General features: G+C 72.1%; 21 protein-coding genes and 1 pseudogene. 13 read left to right on the plus strand and 9 right to left on the minus strand.

From position 1 onward, the window contains the following. The 4 genes from ACFE7W_RS20225 to ACFE7W_RS20240 all read left to right on the plus strand — a co-directional run. Nucleotides 1-875 (plus strand): AAA family ATPase (locus tag ACFE7W_RS20225; protein WP_375426632.1); only part of this gene is annotated, 875 nt, incomplete at its 5' end. Between the two features lie 65 nt (nucleotides 876-940). Continuing rightward, a complete protein-coding gene (locus ACFE7W_RS20230; RefSeq protein WP_375426633.1) occupies nucleotides 941-1,987 on the plus strand; it encodes a DUF58 domain-containing protein in 1,047 nt (348 codons plus the stop codon). Further along, nucleotides 1,984-2,958, plus strand: coding sequence for a VWA domain-containing protein (locus ACFE7W_RS20235; RefSeq protein WP_375426634.1), 975 nt, complete (start codon nucleotides 1,984-1,986; stop codon nucleotides 2,956-2,958). Before ACFE7W_RS20230 ends, ACFE7W_RS20235 begins: the two co-directional genes overlap by 4 nt. 8 nt (nucleotides 2,959-2,966) lie before the next feature. Beyond that, nucleotides 2,967-3,935, plus strand: a complete 969-nt coding sequence (locus ACFE7W_RS20240; RefSeq protein ID WP_375426658.1) for a VWA domain-containing protein — start codon at nucleotides 2,967-2,969, stop codon at nucleotides 3,933-3,935. 40 nt (nucleotides 3,936-3,975) lie between these two features. Here ACFE7W_RS20240 and ACFE7W_RS20245 read toward each other — a convergent pair whose 3' ends face one another. From ACFE7W_RS20245 to ACFE7W_RS20255, 3 genes are all read right to left on the minus strand, one after another. Then, the gene (locus ACFE7W_RS20245; protein WP_375426635.1) at nucleotides 3,976-4,365 is read right to left on the minus strand and encodes a PLD nuclease N-terminal domain-containing protein; all 390 of its coding nucleotides are present in this window, start codon (nucleotides 4,363-4,365) and stop codon (nucleotides 3,976-3,978) included. 95 nt (nucleotides 4,366-4,460) lie between these two features. Beyond that, nucleotides 4,461-4,766 carry a hypothetical protein gene (locus ACFE7W_RS20250; RefSeq protein ID WP_375426636.1) on the minus strand — a complete coding sequence of 102 codons (306 nt, stop codon included), beginning with the start codon at nucleotides 4,764-4,766 and terminating at the stop codon, nucleotides 4,461-4,463. Next, nucleotides 4,763-5,440 (minus strand): maleylpyruvate isomerase family mycothiol-dependent enzyme, encoded by a 678-nt coding sequence (locus ACFE7W_RS20255; protein ID WP_375426637.1) that lies wholly within the window; start codon nucleotides 5,438-5,440, stop codon nucleotides 4,763-4,765. The genes ACFE7W_RS20250 and ACFE7W_RS20255 overlap by 4 nt, the downstream gene beginning before the upstream one ends. 69 nt (nucleotides 5,441-5,509) lie before the next feature. Between ACFE7W_RS20255 and ACFE7W_RS20260 the strand changes: the two genes are divergently transcribed. Both ACFE7W_RS20260 and ACFE7W_RS20265 read left to right on the plus strand, forming a co-directional pair. After that, entirely contained in the window at nucleotides 5,510-5,968 is a 459-nt protein-coding gene (locus tag ACFE7W_RS20260) for a MarR family winged helix-turn-helix transcriptional regulator (RefSeq protein WP_375426638.1), read from the plus strand. A 65-nt stretch (nucleotides 5,969-6,033) separates the two neighbouring features. Next, entirely contained in the window at nucleotides 6,034-6,738 is a 705-nt protein-coding gene (locus ACFE7W_RS20265) for a YggS family pyridoxal phosphate-dependent enzyme (RefSeq protein WP_375426639.1), read from the plus strand. 59 nt (nucleotides 6,739-6,797) lie between these two features. Here ACFE7W_RS20265 and ACFE7W_RS20270 read toward each other — a convergent pair whose 3' ends face one another. Next, on the minus strand, nucleotides 6,798-8,747 hold the full coding sequence (locus tag ACFE7W_RS20270; protein ID WP_375426640.1) for a S9 family peptidase: 1,950 nt from the start codon (nucleotides 8,745-8,747) through the stop codon (nucleotides 6,798-6,800). A gap of 71 nt (nucleotides 8,748-8,818) precedes the next feature. On the opposite strand from ACFE7W_RS20270, the pseudogene ACFE7W_RS20275 reads away from it, so the two are divergent. Together ACFE7W_RS20275 and ACFE7W_RS20280 are read left to right on the plus strand one after the other, a co-directional pair. Then, nucleotides 8,819-9,994, plus strand: a pseudogene (locus ACFE7W_RS20275) (FAD-binding dehydrogenase); the annotation flags it as partial. Nucleotides 9,995-10,058: 64 nt separating this feature from the next. Continuing rightward, entirely contained in the window at nucleotides 10,059-10,496 is a 438-nt protein-coding gene (locus tag ACFE7W_RS20280; RefSeq protein ID WP_375426641.1) for an FAD-binding protein, read from the plus strand. Here the strand turns inward: ACFE7W_RS20280 and ACFE7W_RS20285 are convergent. Further along, complete coding sequence (locus ACFE7W_RS20285) at nucleotides 10,453-10,809, minus strand: hypothetical protein (RefSeq protein WP_375426642.1); 357 nt, start codon at nucleotides 10,807-10,809, stop codon at nucleotides 10,453-10,455. The genes ACFE7W_RS20280 and ACFE7W_RS20285 overlap by 44 nt on opposite strands. Before the next feature lie 215 nt (nucleotides 10,810-11,024). On the opposite strand from ACFE7W_RS20285, the gene ACFE7W_RS20290 reads away from it, so the two are divergent. Beyond that, nucleotides 11,025-11,282, plus strand: coding sequence for a hypothetical protein (locus ACFE7W_RS20290; RefSeq protein ID WP_375426643.1), 258 nt, complete (start codon nucleotides 11,025-11,027; stop codon nucleotides 11,280-11,282). Nucleotides 11,283-11,284: 2 nt separating this feature from the next. Further along, on the plus strand, nucleotides 11,285-12,691 hold the full coding sequence (locus tag ACFE7W_RS20295) for a bifunctional 3'-5' exonuclease/DNA polymerase (protein ID WP_375426644.1): 1,407 nt from the start codon (nucleotides 11,285-11,287) through the stop codon (nucleotides 12,689-12,691). 20 nt (nucleotides 12,692-12,711) lie between these two features. Here ACFE7W_RS20295 and ACFE7W_RS20300 read toward each other — a convergent pair whose 3' ends face one another. After that, nucleotides 12,712-14,091 carry a hypothetical protein gene (locus tag ACFE7W_RS20300; RefSeq protein ID WP_375426645.1) on the minus strand — a complete coding sequence of 460 codons (1,380 nt, stop codon included), beginning with the start codon at nucleotides 14,089-14,091 and terminating at the stop codon, nucleotides 12,712-12,714. 226 nt (nucleotides 14,092-14,317) lie between these two features. Here ACFE7W_RS20300 and ACFE7W_RS20305 point away from each other — a divergent pair, with 226 nt between their 5' ends. From ACFE7W_RS20305 to ACFE7W_RS20315, 3 genes are all read left to right on the plus strand, one after another. Next, a complete protein-coding gene (locus ACFE7W_RS20305) occupies nucleotides 14,318-14,812 on the plus strand; it encodes a DUF3145 domain-containing protein (RefSeq protein WP_375426646.1) in 495 nt (164 codons plus the stop codon). Between the two features lie 119 nt (nucleotides 14,813-14,931). Beyond that, entirely contained in the window at nucleotides 14,932-17,649 is a 2,718-nt protein-coding gene (locus ACFE7W_RS20310) for a hypothetical protein (protein WP_375426647.1), read from the plus strand. Between the two features lie 51 nt (nucleotides 17,650-17,700). Further along, nucleotides 17,701-19,062, plus strand: a complete 1,362-nt coding sequence (locus ACFE7W_RS20315; RefSeq protein WP_375426648.1) for a PQQ-dependent sugar dehydrogenase — start codon at nucleotides 17,701-17,703, stop codon at nucleotides 19,060-19,062. A gap of 16 nt (nucleotides 19,063-19,078) precedes the next feature. Here the strand turns inward: ACFE7W_RS20315 and ACFE7W_RS20320 are convergent, their stop codons facing one another. The 3 genes from ACFE7W_RS20320 to ACFE7W_RS20330 form a co-directional block, all read right to left on the minus strand. Beyond that, nucleotides 19,079-20,539, minus strand: coding sequence for an acyl-CoA carboxylase subunit beta (locus ACFE7W_RS20320; protein ID WP_375426649.1), 1,461 nt, complete (start codon nucleotides 20,537-20,539; stop codon nucleotides 19,079-19,081). Nucleotides 20,540-20,687: 148 nt separating this feature from the next. Further along, nucleotides 20,688-21,953, minus strand: coding sequence for a beta-ketoacyl-ACP synthase II (gene fabF, locus ACFE7W_RS20325; RefSeq protein WP_375426650.1), 1,266 nt, complete (start codon nucleotides 21,951-21,953; stop codon nucleotides 20,688-20,690). A gap of 128 nt (nucleotides 21,954-22,081) precedes the next feature. Further along, on the minus strand, nucleotides 22,082-22,327 hold the full coding sequence (locus tag ACFE7W_RS20330; RefSeq protein WP_375426651.1) for an acyl carrier protein: 246 nt from the start codon (nucleotides 22,325-22,327) through the stop codon (nucleotides 22,082-22,084). Between the last annotated feature and the right edge of the window lie 23 nt (nucleotides 22,328-22,350).

Consider the following 22,350-nt stretch of genomic DNA (forward strand, 5'->3'; position numbering starts at 1 on the left):
ACGTCGAGCTGGGCCCGATCTTCGTCAACTTCGTGCTGGCGGACGAGATCAACCGGGCGCCGGCCAAGGTGCAGGCGGCGATGCTCGAGCTGATGGCGGAGAAGCAGGTCTCCATCGGCGGCACGACCTATCCGGTGCCGCGGCCCTTCATCGTCATCGCCACCCAGAACCCGGTCGAGTCCGAGGGCGTGTACCCGCTGCCCGAAGCCCAGCGCGACCGCTTCCTGCTCAAGATCGACGTCCCGTACCCCCGCGGTAACGAGGAGTTCGAGATCCTCCGCCGGATGAGCGTCGACCCGCCCAGCGCCAGCCCCGTGCTGGATCCGGCGATGGTGCTGCAGCTGCAGCGTCAGGCCGGCGAGGTCTTCGTGCACAACCTGGTGGCGGAGTACATCGTCCGGCTCGTGCTCGCGACCCGGACGCCCGCGGAGTTCAACCTGCCCGACCTCACCTCGGTGATCCAGATCGGCTGCAGCCCCCGCGCGACCCTCGGCCTGGTCGCCGCGTCCCGCGCGCTGGCCCTCATCCACGGCCGCGACTACGTGCTGCCGACCGACGTCCAGGCGGTGGCCAAGAACGTGATGGCGCACCGGATCGTGCTGGGCTTCGACGCGGTCGCCGACAACATCTCCGCCGCCCAGGTGGTCGAGCGGATCGTGGCCATGGTGCCGCCCCCCACCCCGGTCTGGAACGCGTCTCAGCAGGGCCAGCCCCAGGGACAGCCTCAGCCCCAGCACCAGGGCCAGCCGCATCAGGGCCAGCCCCAGCAGGGACAGCCGCACCCGGGTCAGCCGTACCCGCAGCAGCAGTACCCGAGCCAGGCGCCCTACGGTCAGGCGCCTGCGGGCCAGTACCCGCCGCCGGACTTCTCCTGAGGTAGCCGGTGTCGACCGCCCCTCCCGGCCCCGCCTTCCCTCCCCCCACGGGACGGCCCGCCGGCATGACAGCCCCGTCCTCGAGCAGCACGGAGGACCGCTTCGGCGCGGTCGCGTCCGTGCTGAGCCAGCCGACCCGGGCCACCATCCCGCTGAACAAGCTGGCCCCCGAGGCGGCGCTGCGCCGGCTCGAGCTCACCATCGTCCGGCGGCTCGAGGGCTACCTGCACGGTGACCACCTGGGGCTGCTGCCCGGGCCCGGCTCGGAGACCAACGACGCGCGGCTCTACATCGCCGGCGAGGACGACGTCCGCAAGATCGACTGGTCGGTGACGGCACGGACGACCGTCCCGTACGTGCGGGACACGATGTCGGACCGCGAGCTGGAGGTGTGGGCCCTGCTCGACGTGACCCCGTCGATGAACTGGGGGACCGAGGGGGTCACCAAGCGCGACCTCGGCATCGCCGCCGTCGCCACCATCGGCTTCCTCAGCCAGAAGATGGGCGACCGGTTCGGCGGCTACGTGATGCGTCCCGACACGCTGCGCCGGCTGCCGGCGCGTTCGGGCCGGTCGGCCTTGTACGGGCTGCTGCGGTCGATGCTGACCGAGCCGTTCGTGCCCGACCACGCGACCGGTGAGATGTCGCTCGCGGCCGGTATCGAGGCGCTTTCCCGCACCCAGCGCCGTCGTGGTCTGCGGGTGGTCGTCTCGGACTTCCTCTCACCCGGCGACCACGAGCTGGACCCGAACGTCGAGCCCGAGTGGGAGCGGTCGATGCGCCGCCTCGGCGTCCGCAACCAGGTGCTGGCCATCGAGGTGGTGGACCGCCGGGAGGTCGAGTTCCCCGACGTCGGCGACATGCTGATCCGCGACCCCGAGACCAACTTCGAGCGTTACGTGAATACCGCCGACCCGGACGCGCGGGCCAGGATGGATGCGGCCAGCGCCGCCCAGCGGGAACGAATCCGGATCGCGCTTCGTCGTGCCGGTGTCGGTCACATCCAGCTGCGCACCGACCGCGACTGGGTCTCCGACATCGCACGTTTCGTGCTGGCCTACCGGCGGGTGGCCAGCATGTTGCACGCCCCGCCGCAGGGAGTGACGAGATGACCTCACCTGTGCCGATGCTGGCCTTCCTCGACCCGCAGCGCCTGCTGATCCTGCTCGCCATCCCGCTGCTGGTCGCGGGCTACGTCTTCGCGTCGCGGCGCAAGAACCGTCGGGGAATGCGCTTCACCAACACCTCGATGCTGGCGGTGGTGGTACCCAAGCAGTCCCAGTGGCGCCGCCACGTCGCCGTCGCCCTCTCGCTGCTGAGCCTGATCACCCTGACGGCGGCGTTCGCCCGGCCGAAGACCGAGGTCGAGGTGCCGCGGGAGCGGGCCACCATCGTGGTCGTCCTGGACGCCTCGCTCTCCATGCAGGCCACCGACGTCGCCCCGACCCGCCTGGACGCGGCCAAGAAGGCGGCGGTGGAGTTCGTCGCCTCGCTGCCCGAGAAGTACAACGTGTCGCTGGTCTCGATGGCCGGCTCGGCCTCGGTCCTGGTGCCGCCGACCACCGCCCACGACACCGTCGAGAACGCGGTCGGCACGATCAAGCTGCAGGACTCCACGGCGATCGGTGAGGGCATCTACGCCGGTCTGCGCGCGCTGAGCCAGGCTCCGAAGGACCCGGCCAACCCCGACTCGGTCGCGCCCGGCGCGATCGTGTTGTTGAGCGACGGCTCCAACACCACCGGCCGGGCGCCCGAGCAGGCCGCGACCGACGCCAAGAACGCGAAGGTCCCGGTCTACACGATCGCGTACGGCACCGAGAACGGCTACGTGGACCTCGACGGGAAGCGGGAGCCAGTCCCGGTCGACCACGACGAGATGCGGTCCGTCGCCCAGATCAGTGGTGGTGAGTACTTCGCCGCCGCCACGGCCGACCAGCTCAAGACGGTCTACCAGAACATCGGCTCCGAGGTGGGCTATGAGAAGGCCGACCGCGAGGTGACCTCTCGGTTCGCCGGCTACGGCCTGGCCCTGGCCGTGCTCGCCGCCCTCGGGGCGATCTCCCTGGGGGCGAGATGGCCATGATGTCGTCGCTGATGATGAGCCCGATGCTGGCCTTCCTGGCGCCGAGCCGGCTCTGGCTGCTGCTGCTGATCCCCGCCCTGGTCGGGCTGTACCTCGGGCTGGTGCGCCGTCGACGCCAGCGCACCCGGGCGACCGGACGGACCATGTTCGACCTCGTCATCCCCCGGGACCGGACCTGGCTGCGGCACGTCGCCGTGGGGCTGTCGATCGCCAGTCTGCTCACCCTGACGCTGGCCTTCGCCAAGCCGAAGGATGAAGTGTCGGTCCCGCGCGAGAGGGCCACGATCGTGGTCACCATCGATGTCTCGCTCTCGATGATGGCCACCGACGTGCAGCCCAACCGGCTCGAGGCGGCCAAGGCGGCGGCGTCGGACTTCGTGAACAGCCTCCCGCCCAAGTTCAACGTCTCGCTCGTCTCGTTCGCCATGTCGGCCACCACGCTGGTGCCGCCGACCCTGGACCGCGGGGCCGTCACGGCGGCCATCAGCGCCCTGCAGCCGCAGCAGTCGACCGCCATCGGGGAGGGCATCTACACCTCGCTGGCCGCGCTGGCCCAGGCCCCGCCCGACCCGAGCGACCCCACGGCGGTGGCGCCCGCGCGGATCGTGCTGCTGAGCGACGGCAAGACCCAGGTGGGTCGGCCCTCGGACGAGGCGGCCGCGGCGGCGAAGGCCCAGAACGTGCCCGTCTACACGATCGCCTACGGCACCGCCGACGGCTACATCGAGATCGGTGGCCGCCGCGAGTCGGTGCCCGTCGACCGCTCCGAGCTGGCCCGGGTGTCCCGGATCTCCGGCGGCGAGGCCTACACGGCGACCTCGGCCGGCCAGCTGAAGGAGGTCTACAAGGACATCGGCAGCTCGGTCGGCAAGGAGAAGGTCGACCAGGAGGTCACCTCCCGCTACGCCGGCTTCGGCCTCTTCCTGGCCATCCTGGCTGCCGCCGGCATGATCTCCCTCGGCGCCCGCTGGCCCTGAGCCCGTCGGACCGTTCACGAGCGGGTCAATAGGCGGGGAGTCAGTTCTCGCCGGCTTCGCCCCGCCCCTCGGCCTCGCGCCGCTGCCGGTCGCGGTAGGCCCGGCGCTGCTGCTCGGCGCGTTCACGCACCTGACGCAGGAACGCCGCGTCGGCCTCGGGGTTGGTGGCGGTGGCCCGGCCGGGCCGGTCGTACTCCGGGTACTCGGGGACCGGGCGCTCGAAGCGGGACGGTGTGGCCGTCGTCGCCGCCGGCCGTCCGACGACCAGCCAGGCGATCGACCCGGCCAGCGGGAAGAGCAGCACGATCACCAGCCAGGCCAGCTTCGGCAGCTGGCGCACCGCGCCGTCCCGGCTGACGATGACCTCGATCAGGCAGAACACCCAGAGGGCGAACACGATGAGCCCGAACACCACTTCGACGCGGATCACGGGTGGAGTGTCCCGCAGACTGCAGGCTCGTGTCGCCTGTCCGCGCATATCCGTGACCACATCTCCACCGCCGCTCGACGACGGCTGGGCGCGCGTCAGCGAACGATGCGCGTTCCGGCGAGCACGAGGCCCCGGGGGGTGAACTCGACGACCACCGGTTCCGCCGCCGGCCGCGGCGCTCCGATCTCGGCCATCAACGGCCAGATCACCTCCCGGTTGCATCGGTCGAACTGCTCGGGGGTGTCCCAGACCTCGATGATCTCGAACCCCTCCTCGGTCGCCCGACCGATGTGCAGCAACAGACCGCCGAGGTCGCCACCGGTTCGCTCCACGGTGGCTTCGTGGAGCTGGTCGTAGTCGGCGACGTCGCCGGCGACCCTCACGATCACGCCGTAGGTCATGGGTGTGCTCCTTCTGCTGGTGGCCGAACAGGTTGGTCTCGGGCGACTCGGCGACCCACGACGTCCGCCCCCGGCCCACGGACACGCTCGACGGCGCCGACCCGGCCGGTCATCAGCAGCAGCAGGTGCCCCGCGCTCCCGAGGAGCTCGGGCCCGTTCCCCGCGGTCCAGTCGCAGTCGTCGGCACGCAACGAGACCCCGTCGAGCCGGCGGCGGGCGTGGAAGGGCCAGCCCATCGACCAGATGCGAGCCAACGCCAGCCGCCCGGCCGCCGCCGGAACGGGCCTCGTGATCTGCAGCGGGACGGCGATGTCCTGCCCGTGGATGACGAGGTCCGGCAGGATGTTGTCCGCGACCACGAACACGGGCCTCGTCCGGGCGGCCGCGTCACGCCGCAGCCCGGCGACGATCTCGGCCGTCGGCATCGCCGCGTACGCGACCGCGACGTCGCGGCCAGCCGCCCACAGACGACCTCGGTTCGCGAGCAGGGCCCGGAGCATCGTCGCGACCGAGGGGGCGCCGCCCGGCGTCATCCCCAGGTGGGCGGCGACGTCGCGGATCCGCCACTCCGCGCACAGCGAGGGCGACGACCACTGCTCGGGCGTCAGCGGCTCCAGCAGGTCCGCCAGGGTCCGGCGTTCGTCCTCAACCAGGCTCCAGGTCTCGTCGTCCATCGCTGCCCTCGTTAGTAATAGCCTTTGACTAGTGTGACGCCGAACCGGCCACGAAGGCAAGAGGTGCGAATGACCACAGCGACGCCCGAGGGAGCAGGGCATGCCGGCCCCAGCCTGGGGGTCCTGCTCTTCATCCCCTACCGGCACATGGAGCAGCGGATTCTCGACGCCGTCGTCGCGGCCGGCCATCCCATCACGCTTGTGCAGGCGCGCCTCTTCCAGCGGGTCGACCCGAACGGCTCGCGACTCACCGCGCTGGCTGCGGCCGCTCAGGCCAGCAAGCAGGCGGCCAAGTTCCTCGTCGACCAGCTCGAGGCCGCGGGATACGTCGAGCGGGTCCCCGACCCGGACGACGGCCGGGCTCGGCTGGTGTGCATCACGAGCCGCGGTCACGACGTCATCAGGATCGCCACCGCCGTCCAGTCCGGGATCGAGGACGAGTGGAGCCGGCACCTGGGTGGTCAGGCCGACGAGGAGCTGCGCCGACACCTGCTGCGGCTGCGGGAGATCACCGATCCGTTCGCGTGAGGTCGACGCCGCCACGGGTCACGCCGGGGAGCGCGGGTCGCTCGACCGGCGGTTACCCTCGCACCATGTCCGACCTCGCCGACCAGCTGACCGAGGTCCAGCGACGCATCGCCGCTGCCTGCGCCGGTGCCGGGCGTGACCCGGCCGAGGTCCGGCTGATGGCGGTGACCAAAACGCACCCGGTCGAGGTGCTCCTCGAGGCGTTCGACGCCGGCCTGCGGCTGTTCGGGGAGAACCGCGTCCAGGAGGCCGCTGGCAAGGCCGAGGCGATGACCGACCGGTCCGACCTGCGCTGGGCGGTGATCGGGCACCTGCAGACCAACAAGGTCCGCGCGGCCCTCGGTTTCGCCGACGAGCTGCACACCCTCGACTCGCTCAAGCTGGCTCAGGCGCTGGACCGCCGCCTGCAGGAGGAGGGACGCGGCCTCGACGTCTTCGTCCAGGTCAACTCCTCGGGCGAGATCGCCAAGACCGGGCTGGCGCCGGCCGACGTGGAGCAGTTCGTCCTGGACCTGCGCCCGTACGCCTCGCTACAGGTCCGTGGGCTGATGACGCTGGCGGTCTACTCCGACGATCGGGACGAGGTGGCGGCCTGCTTCACCCGGGTGCAGGAGCTGCAGCGGCGGCTACGGCAGCTCGACGCCGCCCCGGGCAGCTACGAGGAGCTCTCGATGGGCATGTCGGGCGACTTCGAGCTGGCCATAGCCCACGGGGCGACCACCGTCCGGGTGGGTCAGGCGCTGTTCGGCACGCGGCCGCCGTTGAGGTGACCGTACGTGTGTGAAGAAGGCGTGCATGGTCACTTCTCGACACCCTGAGGAGGACCTGCTCAGGGCAGGTTGTCGATGGAGATCTCCGGCACGTCGTCGGCGGGGGTGAAGCCGAAGATGCGGCCGAGGAAGTACTGCTGGGCGTCGAGCGAGGCGCGGATGTTCTCGGCCCGTCGGAAGCCGTGGCCCTCGCCCGCGAACATCAGCAGGGCCACCGGCAGCCCCTGCTCCCGGGCGGCGGCGGCCATGTCCTCGGCCTGCTCGGGCGGCACGACCTTGTCCTCGGTGCCCTGCAGCAGGAGGATCGGCGCGGCCAGCTGGTCCAGGTGCTGGATCGGGGAGCGGTCCAGGTAGACCTCCCGCGCCTCGGGGTACGGTCCGACCAGGCCGTCGAGGTAGCGCGACTCGAACTTGTGGGTGTGCAGGGCCAGGGCCTCGAGGTCGCCGACGCCGTACTGGCTGATCCCGGCGGCGAAGGTCTGGGTCGCGGTCAGGGCCCGCAGGGTGGTGTAGCCGCCGGCACTGCCGCCCTTCACCGCGAGCCGGGCGGGGTCGGCCAGCCCGCGCTCGCCCATCGCCGCCGCGCCGGAGGCGCAGTCGGCCACGTCGACCAGCCCCCACCGGCCCACCAGCCGCTCCCGGTAGGTCCGTCCGTACCCGGTGCTGCCGCCGTAGTTCACGTCCAGCACGGCGTAGCCGCGGGAGGTCCAGAACTGGTGCCCGAGGATGAGCGAGGACGAGCTGTAGGAGGTCGGGCCGCCGTGGGACAGGGTGATCAGCGGCGGCAACGCACCGTCGGGCCCGCTCAGCTCGGGGTGGGTGGGCGGGTAGAACCAGCCGTGCACGTCGCCGGAGCCATCCGCGGCCGGCCACCGGACCGGCTGGGCCAGTGACACCGCCTCGATCGGCAGGGCCAGTGTGCTGGAGCGACGACGCTCGGTCCAGCCCGCGGCGTCCGCGTCCAGCACCGCGACCGCTCCGGGCCGGTCGGGGTAGGCCAAGGTGGCGGCGATCCGCCCGGAGCCGGCCGCGAGGTCGTGGGCCGAGGTGCCGTCGCTGGTGAGGGGGGTCAGCTCGCCGGTGGAGAGCCGGAGCAGCACCACCGACTCGACGCCGGACCGGTTGACCGCGCAGACCAGCCGGTCGTCGTCGAGCACCGCGTACGGGGTCTGGCCGAGCACCCACTGCGGTCCGCAGAACTCCGCCTCGGCCGGGGACAACGCCCGCGGCCGCTCGTCGTCGGGACCGAGGGCGTACAGGTTCCACCAGTCCGTCCGGTCGGAGCAGAAGAGCAGGGCGCCCCCGGTCAGCCAGCGCGGCTGGACCGCGGACTCCTCGCTGCCGCCGGCGACGTGCTGCGACGCGCCCAGCCGCCAGCCGGACGAGGTGTCTCCCTCGAGCGGTGCGACGCTCAGCGCGGTCGCGTCCCAGGGCATGTTCGGGTGGTCCCACTGCACCCAGGCCAGCCGGCCGTCGGGGCCGAGCTCGGGAGTCGCGTAGAAGTCGGCGCCGGAGGCCAGCACCCGGCCGCCGTCCTCGTTCGGGCCGGCCAGGTCCAGGGCGACCACCGTGTTCTGAGCCTCGCCCTCGCCGCGGTGGTCCTCGCGGACGGCCAGCACCAGCCCCCGGCCGCGGTGCACGCGCAGGTCGGCGTAGCGCAGGGCCGCGTCCGGGGTGATCGGCTCGCTGGTCACGCCGTCCTGGACGACCCGCAGCCGGCCGTCGGACATCTCGGAGTAGACGACCACCCCGTCCTGTACGTCATAGGCACCGCCGCCGTACTCGTGCACGCGGGTCCGGACGTTGGCCGGGGCCTCGGTGACCTCCTGCGCCTCGCCACCCTCGACCGGCGCCCGCCACAGGCTCAGCCGGCCGCCCTGGTCGGCCCGGGACTCCAGCCAGTACAGGTCGCGGCCCTCGATCCGGACCTCCGACAGCCCCACACTGGCGGAGGTCAGCTGGTCGACGGTGACGGGGGAGGGCCAGGAGCCGTAGGGAGCCGTACGCATCAGGCCACCCTACGGAGGCCGGTCGCAGGGGCCGACACGCCATAGGCTGGCCACCGACTGCGAGGAGGGCCATGGACGCCGACGTCATCGTCGTGGGCGGGGGGCTGGCGGGGCTCGTGGCCGCGCACGAGCTGGTCCGGGCCGGCAGGGCCGTCCTGCTCGTGGACCAGGAGAACGAGGCGAACCTTGGCGGTCAGGCGTTCTGGTCCTTCGGCGGCATCTTCCTGGTCGACTCACCCCAGCAGCGGCGGCTGCGGGTCCGCGAATCCTTCGAGCTGGCCTGGCAGGACTGGCAGGGCAGCGCCGGCTGGGACCGGCTGGAGGGGGAGCACCCTCAGGACGAGTGGGCCGCCCGCTGGGGACGGGCCTACGTGGAGTTCGCGGCCGGTGAGAAGCGGGCCTGGCTGGAGGCCCACGGCGTCCGCTTCACCCCGCTGGTCGGCTGGGCCGAGCGCGGCGACGGGACGGCCGGCGGCCACGGCAACTCCGTGCCCCGGTTCCACGTGCCGTGGGGGACCGGGACGGGCATCTCCGAACCCTTCGCCGACCGCGCCCGCGAGGCGGCCCGGGCCGGCGGACTGACCTTCGCGCACCGGCACCGCGTCGACGGGCTGGTGTTCGAGGGCGGTGCGGTGACCGGCGTCCACGGTGCGGTGCTGGCGCCTGATGACTCCGCGCGCGGTGTCACCTCGAGCCGCGACGTGGTGGGGGAGTTCTCGCTCTCCGCCCAGGCCGTCGTGCTGGCTACCGGCGGGATCGGCGCGAACCACGCGCAGGTGCGCCGGAACTGGCCGGCCCGGCTGGGCACCCCGCCGCAGCAGATGATCACCGGCGTCCCTGCCCACGTGGACGGCCGGATGCTCGACATCGCCGAGCAGTCGGGCGTCCGGTTGGTCAACTCCGACCGGATGTGGCACTACACCGAGGGCGTGGCGAACTGGGACCCGGTCTGGCCGGGTCACGGCATCCGCATCCTGCCGGGCCCGTCGTCGATGTGGTTCGACGCGCTGGGACGGCGGCTGCCCGTGCCCGGGCTGCCGGGCTACGACACGTTGGGCACGCTCCGGCTGCTGCGGGCCACGCCGGACATCGCCGCGTACGACCACTCCTGGTTCGTGCTCACCCAGACCATCATCGAGCGCGAGTTCGCGCTCTCGGGCTCGGAGCAGAACCCCGACCTCACCGCCCGCGACCTGCGACTGGTGGTCCGGAGCCGGCTGGGCAAGGGCGCGCCGCCGCCGGTCGAGGCGTTCAAGGAGCACGGCGCCGACTTCGTGGTGGCCGACAACCTGGCCGACCTTGGTCAGCGGGATGAACCGGCTGACCGAGGCTCCGCTGCTGGACCTCTCCCGGCTCCGTTCGCAGATCGAGCAGCGGGACGCCGAGATCGCGAACCCGTTCAGCAAGGACACCCAGGTCAACGGCATCCGCACCAGCCGTCGCTTCCTCGGCGACCGGCTGGCACGGACGGCCAAGCCGCACCGGATCCTCGACCCGGCGCACGGGCCGCTGATCGCGGTGAAGCTGCACATCATCACCCGCAAGACTCTCGGCGGCATCCAGACCGACCTCGACGGCCGCGCACTGGACGCCCAGGCGGCGCCGGTACCGGGCCTCTACGCCGCCGGTGAGGTGGCGGGTTTCGGCGGCGGCGGCGCGCACGGCTACAACGCGCTCGAGGGCACCTTCCTCGGCGGCTGCCTCTTCACGGGCCGGACGGTGGGCCGGTCGCTGGCCCGCGCGCTCTGAGGGCGCCGACGACGGCGAAGGCCAGCAGCACGGCGCCGGCTGCGACGGCCGCCGCGGGCACCGCGCGTGGGTCGGCGGGCAGCGCCAGCACGCTCCCGCCCACGGCGATCCCGATCAGGGCCACCGACAGCGGGCGGAAGAGGTCGACGTGGAAGGCCCGCGCGAACGGGAGGAAGTGCACCCCGACCACGAACACCGCAACGCCGGCGACCCGGACCACCGTCCCGACCGGCCGGCCGAGGCCGCCGGCGTTCAGCTGCACGAACAGCAGCCCGCCGATGGCTCCGATGAGAGAGCCGAGTCGTTGTCCCATGACGCCCGTCGGACCACGAGCGAGGGCAGTCGGAGGGAAGACCCGTCCCGCGGTCGGAGCGGGAATACCTGACGGGGTCGGATACTTGTACCCCCTGCCGTCCGGTGCAAGACCCCCGGGCCTCACCCTTCGCCGCTACGAGCGGCCACTCGCCGAGAGGCGTCTGCCGGACGGCGCTCATCTTTCTGGTCAGTCCTGCTGACCACGCTCACCGGGTGGACGTCGTCGTGGTGCCGGCCGACGGCGTGCTGACGGTGACCGAGCTCGACGACGACGCCCGGCCGGGGCCCGCGTCGATGCTCGACTGGGCCGACCTGCCGGCGCTGGTCGAACGGTACGAGCCCTCCCGTCCCCGCTGGGTCTGGCCGGACACGTCGGCGGTCTACCCGCGGCTGCTCCAGGCGGGCGTCCCGGTCGCCCGCGCGTACGACCTGCGGGCCGCGCACGCATCCTGGCGGCGTCCGCGTACGTGACGGTGACCTGGCCCGACGCCGCGGCCGAGCGCTGGCGGCGCGGGGAGGTGGTGGCCGAGACCGAGCCGACCCTGCTCGAGCTGCCCGCCGGTTCGGTGCCGGTCGACCCGGCCGAGACGCTGGCCGAGCTCGTCCGGCAGCAGCAGGCGGTGGCCTCCTCGACCCACCCGGACCGGCTGCGACTGCTGCTCGCGGCCGAGTCGACCAGCGCGCTGCTGGCCGCCGAGCTGAGCAGCAGGGGGCTGCCGTTCGACGAGAGCCTGCACGGGGCCAGGCTCGTGGACCTGCTGGGCCCGAAGCCGCTGCCGGGTGGGCGACCGGTCAAGCTGGAGGCGCTCGCGGTCCGGGTCCGCGCCGAGCTGGACGCGCCCGGGCTCAACCCCGACTCGCCGCCCGAGCTGCTGCGCGCCCTGCGCGTCCAGGGGATCGCGGTGGAAAGCACCCGTCAGGGCGAGCTCGAGCAGATCGACCACCCGGTGGTGGCACCGCTGCTGCAGTACAAGCAGCTGGCCCGGCTGCTCGGGGCCAACGGCTGGGGCTGGATGGCCGGCTGGGTCCGCGGGGATCGGTTTCGGCCCGACTACGTGCCCAGTGGCGTGGTGACGGGACGCTGGGCCACCCGTGGCGGCGGCGCGCTCTCGTTGCCCAAGCAGATCCGGGCCGCGGTGGTCGCGCCGCGCGGCTGCCGGCTCGTCGTCGCGGACGCGGCCCAGCTCGAGCCGCGGGTGCTGGCGGCGATGGCCCGCGACGAGGCGATGGCCCGGGCCAGCCGGCGTGGCGACCTCTACCAGGCCCTGGTCGACGAGGGCGTGATGGACACCCGCGCCCACGCCAAGGTCGCGATGCTCGGCGCCCTCTACGGAGCAACCTCGGGGGAGGCCGGCCACCTGATGCCCCGGCTGCTGCGGACGTTCCCGGCCGCGACCGGACTGGTGGAGGAGGCGGCACGCTCCGGTGAACGCGGCGGAGTGGTCACCACCTGGCTGGGCCGCACGTCGCCACCGCCGCCGGAGTCCTGGCAGCAGGGTCAGCGTCGGGCGAGCCTGCCGGAGGCCACCGCGGCCGACCAGCGTCGGGCCCGCAGCGCTGCCCGCGACTGGGGCCGCTTCACCCGGAACTTCGTCGTCCAGGGGACCGCCGCCGAGTGGGCGGCGGTCTGGCTGGCCGTGCTCCGCCGCAGCCTGGCCGAGCTCGGCGACGGGGGCGTCGACGGCGGTGGCGGGCGGCCCGCGCTGGTCTACTTCCTGCACGACGAGGTCATCGTGGAGACCCCGACCGAGCTGGCCGAGGCCGTTGCGGACGCGGTCCGCGCCGCCGCCCGGAGCGCCGGGGAGCTGCTCTTCGGCCGCTTCCCGGTCGCGTTCGAGCTGGACGTCAGCTGCGTCCAGAGCTACGCCGAGGCCGGCTGAGGGCCGGTCCCGGCGTCAGCTCAGTAGCCGTTCTTCAGCGAGACCTTGACCGACTTGCCCGAGGACAGGTCTCCGGTCGAGGTCATCGTGTAGAGCCCGATCGGCTCACCGTCGTAGCTCACGCTCCGGCCGTCGAGCGTGGCCTTCGCCTTGAAGTTGTACGTGGTGCTGAAGCTCGACTCGACGGTGGTCGGGTCCCTGCTGTCGATGTTGGCGCGCACCGTCTTGAACGGGTTGTTGGTCACGCTCCAGCGGACAGTGCTCTCCTTGAACTTCTGGCCCTTGTCGGCCTTGATCTTGTTCGGGCAGCCCGCGGGACGGAGCTTGTGCTGGTCCAGGCACTTCTCGAACACGGTCTTCGTGGCCTTCACGAAGGCGTCCTTGCCGGCCGAGGTCAGGGTCGGGGTGAGCTGGGGGCTCTTGTAGTCCGACGGCCCGGTCAGGGTCAGCGTGCTCTTGCTGCCGAGGGAGACGTAGGCGTTGTTGGTGGTGAAGGCGTAGTGCCCCGGGAAGAGCGAGATCTTGTCCTGCTTGACCTCGACGCCGTTGACGAGGATCGGCAGGGCGTCGCTGCGCTCGTAGGACAGGTCGATCTCGGTGACCGCCTGGCTGACCTTCCACGAGCCGCCGACCTCGGTGACGTAGTAGTCCTCGGTCACCGGCTTGTCGCCCAGCTTGTAGTGCGAGGTGACCTTGAACGCGTACTTGTCGGTCACCTCGGGGACGTCCACGGCCGAGATTGCGGCGGTCTTGGCCGAGACGGCGAGGACGTCGTGGCTGAGGAAGGTCTTGTCCGCCGGCTCGTCGTCGAGGTAGCCCACCGCCTTGTCCGCGTCCTGGTCGGCCAGTGCCTGCAGGTAGCCCTTCACCGCGTCCGAGGGCTTGTCGGCTTCGGGGGCGCTGCTGGAGCCCGAGCCCCCCGTCGTGGCCGGGTCGTCCGCGCTGTCGACGGCGCTACGGATCAGAGCCACCGCGCCCACGACGAGCAGCACCAGCACGACGCCGGCCGCCACCAGGATCAGCGGCAGCTTCGACTTCTTGGCCGGTCCCCGGGGAGGCATCGCGCCGTACGGTCCGGGCGGTCCGGGCGGCCCGTAGGGGTTCTGACCCGGTTGCCCCGGTTGCCCCGGCTGGCCCGGCTGGCCCGGCTGAGGGCCGTAGGGGCCACCCGGCACGGGGCCGTAGGTCGCCGGACCCGGCTGGCCGGGACCCTGCTGACCTGGCTGACCGTAGTTCTGGGGGGGCTGGCCGGGCTGGCCGTAGGGGCCGGACTGGCCGTAGGGACCGGGTTGCTGGGGACCCTGGGGGCCGCCCTGTCCGTAGGGGTTCTGCGGGGGCTGGGGACCCTGGGGCTGCTGCCCCTCCGGGCCGGGTGCGCCGGGACGGTCGGCGTCGCTCACGTGGTTCTCCTCGAGATAGGGGACGAGCGGTTCGCACCGGCACCCTAATGCCGACGCGGTTCACCCCCGGACCCCTGAACCAATTCGTGACTTTAGTCCATGAGGAGATGCCTGGTGCAGATGGGGCGGCTGGTGCAGACTAGTGCCGTTCCACCGCGTGCGGCCGGCTCTCGAGGATGTCGGGGAAGGCAGCTCTCAGGCTGTCGGTCAGCACGAGGAGGAACCCATGAGCACGACCCGTGGCGTCCTGTACATCCACTCCGCGCCGTCAGCCCTGTGCCCGCACATCGAGTGGGCCGTCGGCGGCGTGTTCGGCATGCCCGTCGGGCTGTCGTGGACCGCTCAACCGGTCGAGCGCGCCACGTACCGGAGCGAACACACCTGGACGGGGCCCGTGGGCACCGCGGCCCGGCTGGCCAGTGCGCTCAAGGGCTGGCAGCGGGTGCGCTTCGAGGTGACCGAGGAGGTGTCCACCGGTTCGGAGGCCGCTCGCTACTCCTACACCCCCGGCCTCGGCGTCTTCGCCGCCGTCACCGGTCTGCACGGCGACATCCAGGTGCCCGAGGACCGGCTGCGGCACGCCATGGCGAACGCCGGACGTGGACGGGACCTGGCCACCGCCCTGTCGGAGCTGCTCGGCGAGCCCTGGGACGCCGAGCTCGAGCCGTTCCGGCACGCCGGGGACGGCGCCGACGTCCGCTGGTTGCACGAGGTCGTCTGAGGCACCTTCAGCCGACTTGTCAGAACCTGGTTGCCCCAGGGGACAACTCAGTTCTGACAGGTGGGTCTCGCGGGGGCGTTACCGGGAGGAAACGCCGAGGGCGCAGACTGCTGCCCGTGATGTCGGAGACTTCCCCCCGGCCCCGTTCCGACACCGCTGAGCACCGCCGGCTGGCCGAGTCGGCGGCGGCGTCCGCGCCGTGGCGCCAGTGGGGGCCCTATGTGGCCGGACGGCAGTGGGGCACCGTGCGGGAGGACTACTCCGCGGACGGGGACGCCTGGGACTCCTTCCCCTTCGACCACGCCTACGCCCGCGCCTACCGCTGGGGCGAGGACGGCCTGGCCGCGGTGTGCGACCGCTTCGGCTTCGTCAACCTGGGGCTGGCCCTGTGGAACCGGCGCGACCCGATCCTCAAGGAGCGGCTGTTCGGTCTGACCAACGGCGAGGGCAACCACGGCGAGGACGTCAAGGAGCACTTCTGGGCCCTGGACTGCACGCCCACGCACAGCTGGATGCAGTACCTCTACCGCTACCCCCAGGCCGAGTACCCGTACGCGCAGCTGCGGCGCGAGAACGCCGCCCGCGGCCGTGACGACCGCGAGTACGAGCTGGCCGACACCGGCGTGCTGGACGGGAACCGGTTCTTCGACGTGCTGACCACCTACGCCAAGGGGTCCCCGGACGACCTGTGCATGACGGTCAGGGCCACCAACCACGGGCCCGACCCGGCCCCGTTGGAGATCATCCCCCAGCTGTGGCTGCGCAACACCTGGAGCTGGGGCCGCGACGACCGTCGCGCGTCCGTCTCGCCGTTCGCACCGTCTGGGACCTCGCCCCACACCGAGGCCGACGACGACGGCTTCGTCGCGGTCCGGCTGCCGCACCAGCACCTGGGCGCCGTCCACCTGGCCGCCGAGGGCGCACCCGAGGTGATGTTCTGCGACAACGAGACGAACCAGCTCAAGCTCTTCGGACACGGCATGAACGCGGCCCGCTACACCAAGGACGGGATCAACGACCACGTTGTGCACGCGGCCACCGATGCCGTTACCCGTCGCGGCGGCACCAAGGTCGGCTTCCGCTACGTCTTCGACGAGGTCGCCCCGGGGGCGAGCGTCACCGTCCGGCTGCGGCTCTCGGCGGCTCCGCCGGACGCGGACACGTTCGGCCCGACGTACGCCGACACCCTCACCACCCGCCGCGCCGAGGCCGACGAGTTCTACGCGACGGTCATCCATCCCGGGCTGGACGCGGCCGACTCCCACGTCGCCCGCCGCGCCTACGCCGGACTGCTGTGGGGCAAGCAGCTCTACCGCTACGACGTCGAGCAGTGGCTCGAAGGAGACCCCTCCGAGCCGCCGCCCCCCGCCGGGCGGACCCAGGCCGACGGCCGCAACACCCACTGGTCCCACCTGTCGCTGGCCGACGTGATCTCGATGCCGGACGAGTGGGAGTACCCCTGGTTCGCCGCCTGGGACACCGCGTTCCACACCATCCCGTTGGCTCACGTCGACCCTGCCTTCGCCAAGGAGCAGTTGGTGCTGATGTGCCGGGAGTGGGCGATGCACCCGAACGGCCAGCTGCCGGCCTACGAGTGGGACTTCGGCGACGTCAACCCGCCGGTGCACGCCTGGGCGGCGTGGCACGTCTACCGGATCGACGGCTACCGCGACCAGGAGTTCCTGATCCGGATCTTCACCAAGCTGCTGCTGAACTTCTCGTGGTGGGTGAACCGGCAGGACGCCGCCGGGCTCAACCTCTTCGAGGGCGGCTTCCTCGGGATGGACAACATCGGGCTGTTCAACCGGTCGGCGCCCCTGCCACCGGGCTTCCGGCTTGAGCAGTCCGACGCCACCAGCTGGATGGCCTTCTACTCCCAGCAGATGTTCAAGATCGCACTGGAGCTGTCCCGGCACGACTCCGCGTGGGACGACACCGCCACCAAGTTCCTCGAGCACTTTCTCTCCATCGCGCGGGCCATGAGCTCTTTCGGCAGCCGGAACATCTCCCTGTGGCACGAGCTCGACGGCTTCTACTACGACGTGCTGGTCGAGCCCGACGGCCGCGCCCACCCGATGCGCGTCCGCTCGATGGTCGGGCTGCTGCCCCTGCTGGGCGCCACGGAGGTGCCGCGCTGGATGGAGGACGAGTGTCCCGGCGTCGGGGAGCGCCTTCGCTGGCTGCAGAAGCGCCGGCCCGGTCTGGTCGGGCCGCTGCTGTCGGAAGCCGAGGGCGACGGCCAGCGGCGGCTGCTGTCGATGGTCGAGCCGGCCCGGCTGCGGCGGATCCTGGAGCGGATGTTCGACCCCGAGGAGTTCTGGTCCTCCTACGGCATCCGCTCGCTCTCGAAGGCCTACACGACCCCGGTGAGCTTCGAGTTCCACGGCAGCTCGACCTCGATCGAGTACGAGCCGGGGGAGTCCCGGACCGGCATGTTCGGCGGCAACTCCAACTGGCGCGGCCCCGTCTGGTTCCCGGTGAACGTGCTGCTGGCCGACAAGCTGCGCACCTACGGCCGGCACTTCGGCGAGTCGTTCCGGATCGAGATCCCCACCGGCTCCGGTGAGCTGAAGACCCTGACGGAGGCCGCGGACATGATCGACGGCGGCCTCACCGCGCTCTTCCGTCCGGTGGACGGGCGACGGCCGGCCGACGGGAACCGGATCGAGGCCAGCGACGACCCCCTGTGGGCCGAGCACCCGACGTTCTGCGAGTTCTTCGACGGCGACACCGGCGAAGGTCTCGGCGCCACGCACCAGACCGGTTGGACCGCCCTGGTGGCCCACCTGCTCAACCCGCGGCTGCCCCCCGACCCCCGCACCCAGGGCTGGGCCTGAGCCTCGCGGCTCCCACCGCTGAGGTTTGGCTGTGCTGCCTAGGGTGCCCAGATGAGCCGTCGCTCCCCGGTCGTTGCCGTCGCCCCTGTCCTGATGGCGACGGTGACCCTACTGGCGGCCGGCTGCACGACGGCCGCGGACACCGTCCCGGTAGCGACCTCGGCGCCCTCGACGAGCGGGGCGCCGCTGGTCGACTCGGCGCTGGGGGTCCGCGCCGGGCTCGACGCGGCACCGCTGGACGAGCCGCGGACGGTGCTGGCTCCGCCCGGGTGGACGGTCAGCGTCTGGGCTCGCGTGGGCGGTGCCCGGCTGGAGGCCTGGACGCCGGACGGACGGCTGCTGGTCTCCCGGCCGACGTCGGGTGACGTGGTGGCCCTGACGCCCTCGACCTCCGGGACTCCGAGCGCGTCCACCCTGGTCAGCGGGCTGAACCAGCCACACGGGCTCGCGTTCGCGGGTTCGACCCTGTACGTGGCCGAGAGCGACCGGGTCGACGCCTACGACTACGGCGCCGGCAGCGTGAGCGGCCGGCGGACGGTGGTGGAGGGTCTGCCGGACGCGAAGAGCCCCGAGCTGCGCGGGGCCTACGCCCACGCGCTGAAGAGCGTCGCCGTCGGCGAGGACGGGTCGATCTATGTCTCCGTCGGCTCCACGGGCAACGTCTCGGCCGAGGACCGCGACGCCAGCCCGCAGCGCGCGACGATCCTGCGGGTGCCTCCCGGCGGAGGGAACCCCACGGTGTTCGCCCGCGGCGTCCGCAACGGCACCGGCCTGGCCACCGACCCCGACGGCTCGGTCTGGACCGCCGTCAACAACCGCGACAACCTCGCGTACCCCTACGACCGGGCCTACGGGACGGGCGGCGGCTCTGACCAGGGCAAGGTCCTGCCCGCGTACGTCGCCGACCACCCGATGGAGGAGCTGGCCAAGCTCACCGCCGGCCGCGATCTCGGCTGGCCCTACTGCAACCCCGAGCCCGACGTCGACCCCGGCGCCGCGGGCAGCGCCCTGACCTACGCCGACCGACCGTTCGTCCGCGACGTGGAGACCAACGCCGACGGCTCGAAGCTCGACTGCGCCGGCCTGTCGCCGGTCGAGCAGGGGATGGGCGCGCACTCGGCTCCGCTGGGCCTGAGCTTCACCTCACGCCTGCCGGAGCCGTACGGCACGGGCGCCCTGGTCGGCATCCACGGTTCCTGGAACCGCCAGCCCCCGCGCGCACCCGAGGTGGCGTTCTTCGGCTGGAAGGACGGCGCGCTGGGTGACCAGCAGACCCTGCTCAGCGGCTTCCAGGACGCCGACGGCGACCGCTGGGGCCGTCCCGTGATGGCCGTCGTCGGGCCCGACAAGTCCGTCTACGTCACCGACGACGACGCCGGGGCGGTCTATAGGATGACCCCTCCCGCCCCCTGATCCGGTACGGGTGGGACTACAGCGGGATGTTGGTGTGCTGCCCACGCCCGCCGGAGTCGGCGTCACGGATGGCGGCGGCCAGGGCCGACCGGGTGGCGGACGGGCTGACGATCTCGTCCACCACCCCGATCTCCACGGCCTTCTCCACCCCACCGGCGATCCGCTCGTGCTCGGCCGCCAGCTCGGCCTCGACCTGGGGCCTGACGTCGTCGGCCACCGCGGCGAGCTTGCGGCGGTGCAGGATCCGGACGGCGGCGACCGGTCCCATCACGGCCACCTCGGCGCCGGGCCACGCGAACACCTTGGTCGCGCCGAGGGAGCGGGCGTTCATGGCGATGTACGCGCCACCGTAGGCCTTGCGGGTCACCAGCGTCACCCGTGGCACGACGGCCTCGGCGAACGCGTGCAGCAGCTTGGCGCCGCGGCGCACGACGCCGTCCCACTCCTGACCGACGCCCGGCAGGTAGCCGGGAACGTCGACGAGGACCACCAGCGGCACCCCGAAGGTGTCGCACATCCGGACGAACCGGGCGGCCTTCTCCGCGCTGAGGGAGTCCAGGCAGCCGCCGAGCCGGAGCGGGTTGTTGGCGACCACGCCGACCGTCCGGCCGCCGAGCCGGCCCAGCGCCACGGTCACGTTCGGGGCCCACCGGGCGTGCAGCTCGACCGTCGACCCCTCGTCGAGGACGCCGTTGATCAGCGGGTGCACGTCGTAGGCCCGGCGCGGCGACTCGGGCAGCAGCGCCGCCAGGTCGGTGTCCGCCACGTCGACTGCGGTCTGGCCCTGGTCGGCAAGCAGGGTGGTGATCCGTCGACCCTGCTCGAGCGCGTCCGCCTCGTCCTCGGCCACCAGATGCACCACACCGGAGCGCCGGCCGTGGGTGTCGGGACCGCCCAGCCGCAGCATGTCGACGTCCTCGCCGGTGACGGAGCGGACGACGTCGGGTCCGGTGACGAAGATCCGGCCTTCGGGGGCCAGGATCACCACGTCGGTGAGCGCCGGCCCGTACGCGGCCCCGCCGGCCGCGAAGCCGAGCACGACGGAGATCTGCGGGATGACGCCTGAGGCCTGGGTCATGGCGTGGAAGATGCGGCCGACGGCGTGCAGCGAGAGGACGCCCTCGGCCAGCCGGGCGCCTCCGGAGTGCCAGATACCGAGCACCGGCACCCGGTCGCGCATCGCGCGCTCGTAGGCCTGGACGACCACGTCGCAGCCCTGCAGGCCCATCGCGCCGCCCATCACGGTCGCGTCGGAGCAGAAGGCGACCACGCGGCAGCCGTTGACCGTGCCGACCGCGGCCAGCATGCCCGAGTCGTCGTCGGAGGTGATCAGCTCGACGGAGCCCTCGTCCAGCAGGGCGGCGAGCCGGAAGTTCGGGTTACGCGGATCCTGCTCCCGGGGCAGCTTGACCTTGGCGCTGCTCGGAGCGGCGGTCGGGGCGGGCGCGGCGGTGGGGGCAGGGATCGTGGCGGTCATGAGCGGAGCCTCTCGGGAGTGAGGAGCGGTCCAGGGCGACATGCCCGGCAGGCACGAAGCGTGAACCTGTCGCCCGGAACCGGGACGAACGAGTGAGATCGGGCGGAGCTCAGGACCGCGGTGCGCGGAGCGCGACCGTTCAGCGCGGTCATGCGGTACCCCCGGTGCGGTAGGAGTTGGTGAACGCGACGGCCACGTTGTGCCCGCCGAAGCCGAAGGAGTTGTTGACCGCAGCCAGGTCGCCGGCGGGTAGGTCGCGGACCTTGGTGGCGATGTCCAGCCGCAGGTCTGACTCGGGGTTGTCGAGGTTGATGGTCGGTGGGATCTGGCGGTGGTACAGCGCGAGCAGCGTGGCCAGGGACTCCAACGCCCCGGCGCCGCCCAGCAGGTGGCCGGTCATCGACTTGGTGCCGGTGACGATGGCCTCGGTGTCCTCGCCGAGCGCCTGCCGGATCGAGCTGAGCTCGGTCAGGTCGCCCTGGGGGGTCGAGGTCGCGTGGGCGTTGACGTGCACGATGTCCCCGGGCGCGAGCTCGGCGTCCCGCAGGGCCCGGACCATGGCCCGCGCCTGCGTCTCGCCCGTCGGGTTCGGCTGCACCATGTCGTGGGCGTCGGCGGTGATGCCGGCTCCGGCCAGCTCGCCGTAGATCCGGGCCCCGCGGGCCTGGGCGTGCTCGAGGCTCTCCAGCACCAGCATCGCCGCACCCTCGCCGAGGACGAAGCCGTCCCGGTCGACGTCCCAGGGCCGCGAGGCCCGTTCCGGCTCGTCGTTGCGACGGCTCATCGCCTGCATCTGCGCAAAACACGCGATCGGCATCGGGTGGATCACGCTCTCGGTGCCGCCCGCCAGCACCACGTCGGCGCGGCCGAGGCGGATCTGGTCCAAGGCGTGAGCGATCGACTCGTTGCTCGACGCGCAGGCCGAGACCGGCGTGGTCGCGAAGGCCTGGGCGCCGAGTCGGAGGCTGACGTTGGCCGAGGACGCGTTGGCCATCAGCATCGGGATGGCCAACGGGCTGACCCGGCGGTAGCCCTTCTCCTGCTGGATGTCCCACTGGCCGAGCAGCGTGTTGAGGCCGCCGATGCCGGTGGCGATCGCCACCCCGAGCCGCTCGCGGTCGACGGGGTTGTCCTCCTTGAGGCCGTAGCCGGCGTCCGACCACGCCTCCATGGCCGCGACCACGGCCAGCTGCGCCGAGCGGTCGAGCCGACGGGCCTCGACCCGGTCGAGCACCTCGCCGGGCTCCACGGCAATCTGGGCAGCGATCTTGACGGGCACGCCGTCGGCCCAGGGCTCGTCGATGCGGTTGACCCCGGAGCGGCCGGCCAGCAGCCCTTCCCAGGTCGTGGCGACGTCACCGCCGAGGGGGGTGGTGGCTCCGATCCCGGTCACGACCACACGAGTCTGGGGCATCTGTTCTCCTGGCTGAAGTGCTGGAAGTGCTGGAGTGCTGGAAGTGCTGGGGTGCTGGAAGTGCTGAGGGTGCCGAGCAGATGATCATGGTCCGCTCCTCAGGGAGCGGGCCATGATCATCTCTGCGGTCAGGAAGCGGCGCGCTCGATGTAGGCGACGGCGTCCCCGACGGTCTTGAGGTTCTTGGCCTCCTCGTCGGGAATGCTCACGCCGAACTTCTCCTCGGCGGCGTAGATGATCTCGACCATCGACAGCGAGTCCACGTCCAGGTCGTCGGTGAACGACTTGTCGAGCTGGACGTCGTCGGTGGGAACCCCCGCGACCTCGTTGACGATCTCGGCCAGGTCGCTGCGAACCTCTTCGGTGGTGGGCATCTGAGCATCTCTCCTTCAGTTGA

This window comes from uncultured Friedmanniella sp. (genome assembly GCF_964244285.1).
GTDB lineage: Bacteria > Actinomycetota > Actinomycetes > Propionibacteriales > Propionibacteriaceae > Microlunatus.

Excerpts from the sequence above, each read along its gene's own strand:
- ACFE7W_RS20230 (WP_375426633.1), top strand. The coding sequence starts at position 941 with ATGACAGCCCCGTCCTCGAGCAGCACGGAGGACCGCTTCGGCGCGGTC.
- ACFE7W_RS20235 (WP_375426634.1), top strand. The coding sequence starts at position 1,984 with ATGACCTCACCTGTGCCGATGCTGGCCTTCCTCGACCCGCAGCGCCTG.
- ACFE7W_RS20250 (WP_375426636.1), bottom strand. The coding sequence starts at position 4,766 with ATGACCTACGGCGTGATCGTGAGGGTCGCCGGCGACGTCGCCGACTAC.
- ACFE7W_RS20255 (WP_375426637.1), bottom strand. The coding sequence starts at position 5,440 with ATGGACGACGAGACCTGGAGCCTGGTTGAGGACGAACGCCGGACCCTG.
- ACFE7W_RS20260 (WP_375426638.1), top strand. The coding sequence starts at position 5,510 with ATGACCACAGCGACGCCCGAGGGAGCAGGGCATGCCGGCCCCAGCCTG.
- ACFE7W_RS20265 (WP_375426639.1), top strand. The coding sequence starts at position 6,034 with ATGTCCGACCTCGCCGACCAGCTGACCGAGGTCCAGCGACGCATCGCC.
- ACFE7W_RS20270 (WP_375426640.1), bottom strand. The coding sequence starts at position 8,747 with ATGCGTACGGCTCCCTACGGCTCCTGGCCCTCCCCCGTCACCGTCGAC.
- ACFE7W_RS20280 (WP_375426641.1), top strand. The coding sequence starts at position 10,059 with ATGAACCGGCTGACCGAGGCTCCGCTGCTGGACCTCTCCCGGCTCCGT.
- ACFE7W_RS20285 (WP_375426642.1), bottom strand. The coding sequence starts at position 10,809 with ATGGGACAACGACTCGGCTCTCTCATCGGAGCCATCGGCGGGCTGCTG.
- ACFE7W_RS20305 (WP_375426646.1), top strand. The coding sequence starts at position 14,318 with ATGAGCACGACCCGTGGCGTCCTGTACATCCACTCCGCGCCGTCAGCC.
- ACFE7W_RS20310 (WP_375426647.1), top strand. The coding sequence starts at position 14,932 with ATGTCGGAGACTTCCCCCCGGCCCCGTTCCGACACCGCTGAGCACCGC.
- ACFE7W_RS20315 (WP_375426648.1), top strand. The coding sequence starts at position 17,701 with ATGAGCCGTCGCTCCCCGGTCGTTGCCGTCGCCCCTGTCCTGATGGCG.
- ACFE7W_RS20320 (WP_375426649.1), bottom strand. The coding sequence starts at position 20,539 with ATGACCGCCACGATCCCTGCCCCCACCGCCGCGCCCGCCCCGACCGCC.
- fabF (WP_375426650.1), bottom strand. The coding sequence starts at position 21,953 with ATGCCCCAGACTCGTGTGGTCGTGACCGGGATCGGAGCCACCACCCCC.
- ACFE7W_RS20330 (WP_375426651.1), bottom strand. The coding sequence starts at position 22,327 with ATGCCCACCACCGAAGAGGTTCGCAGCGACCTGGCCGAGATCGTCAAC.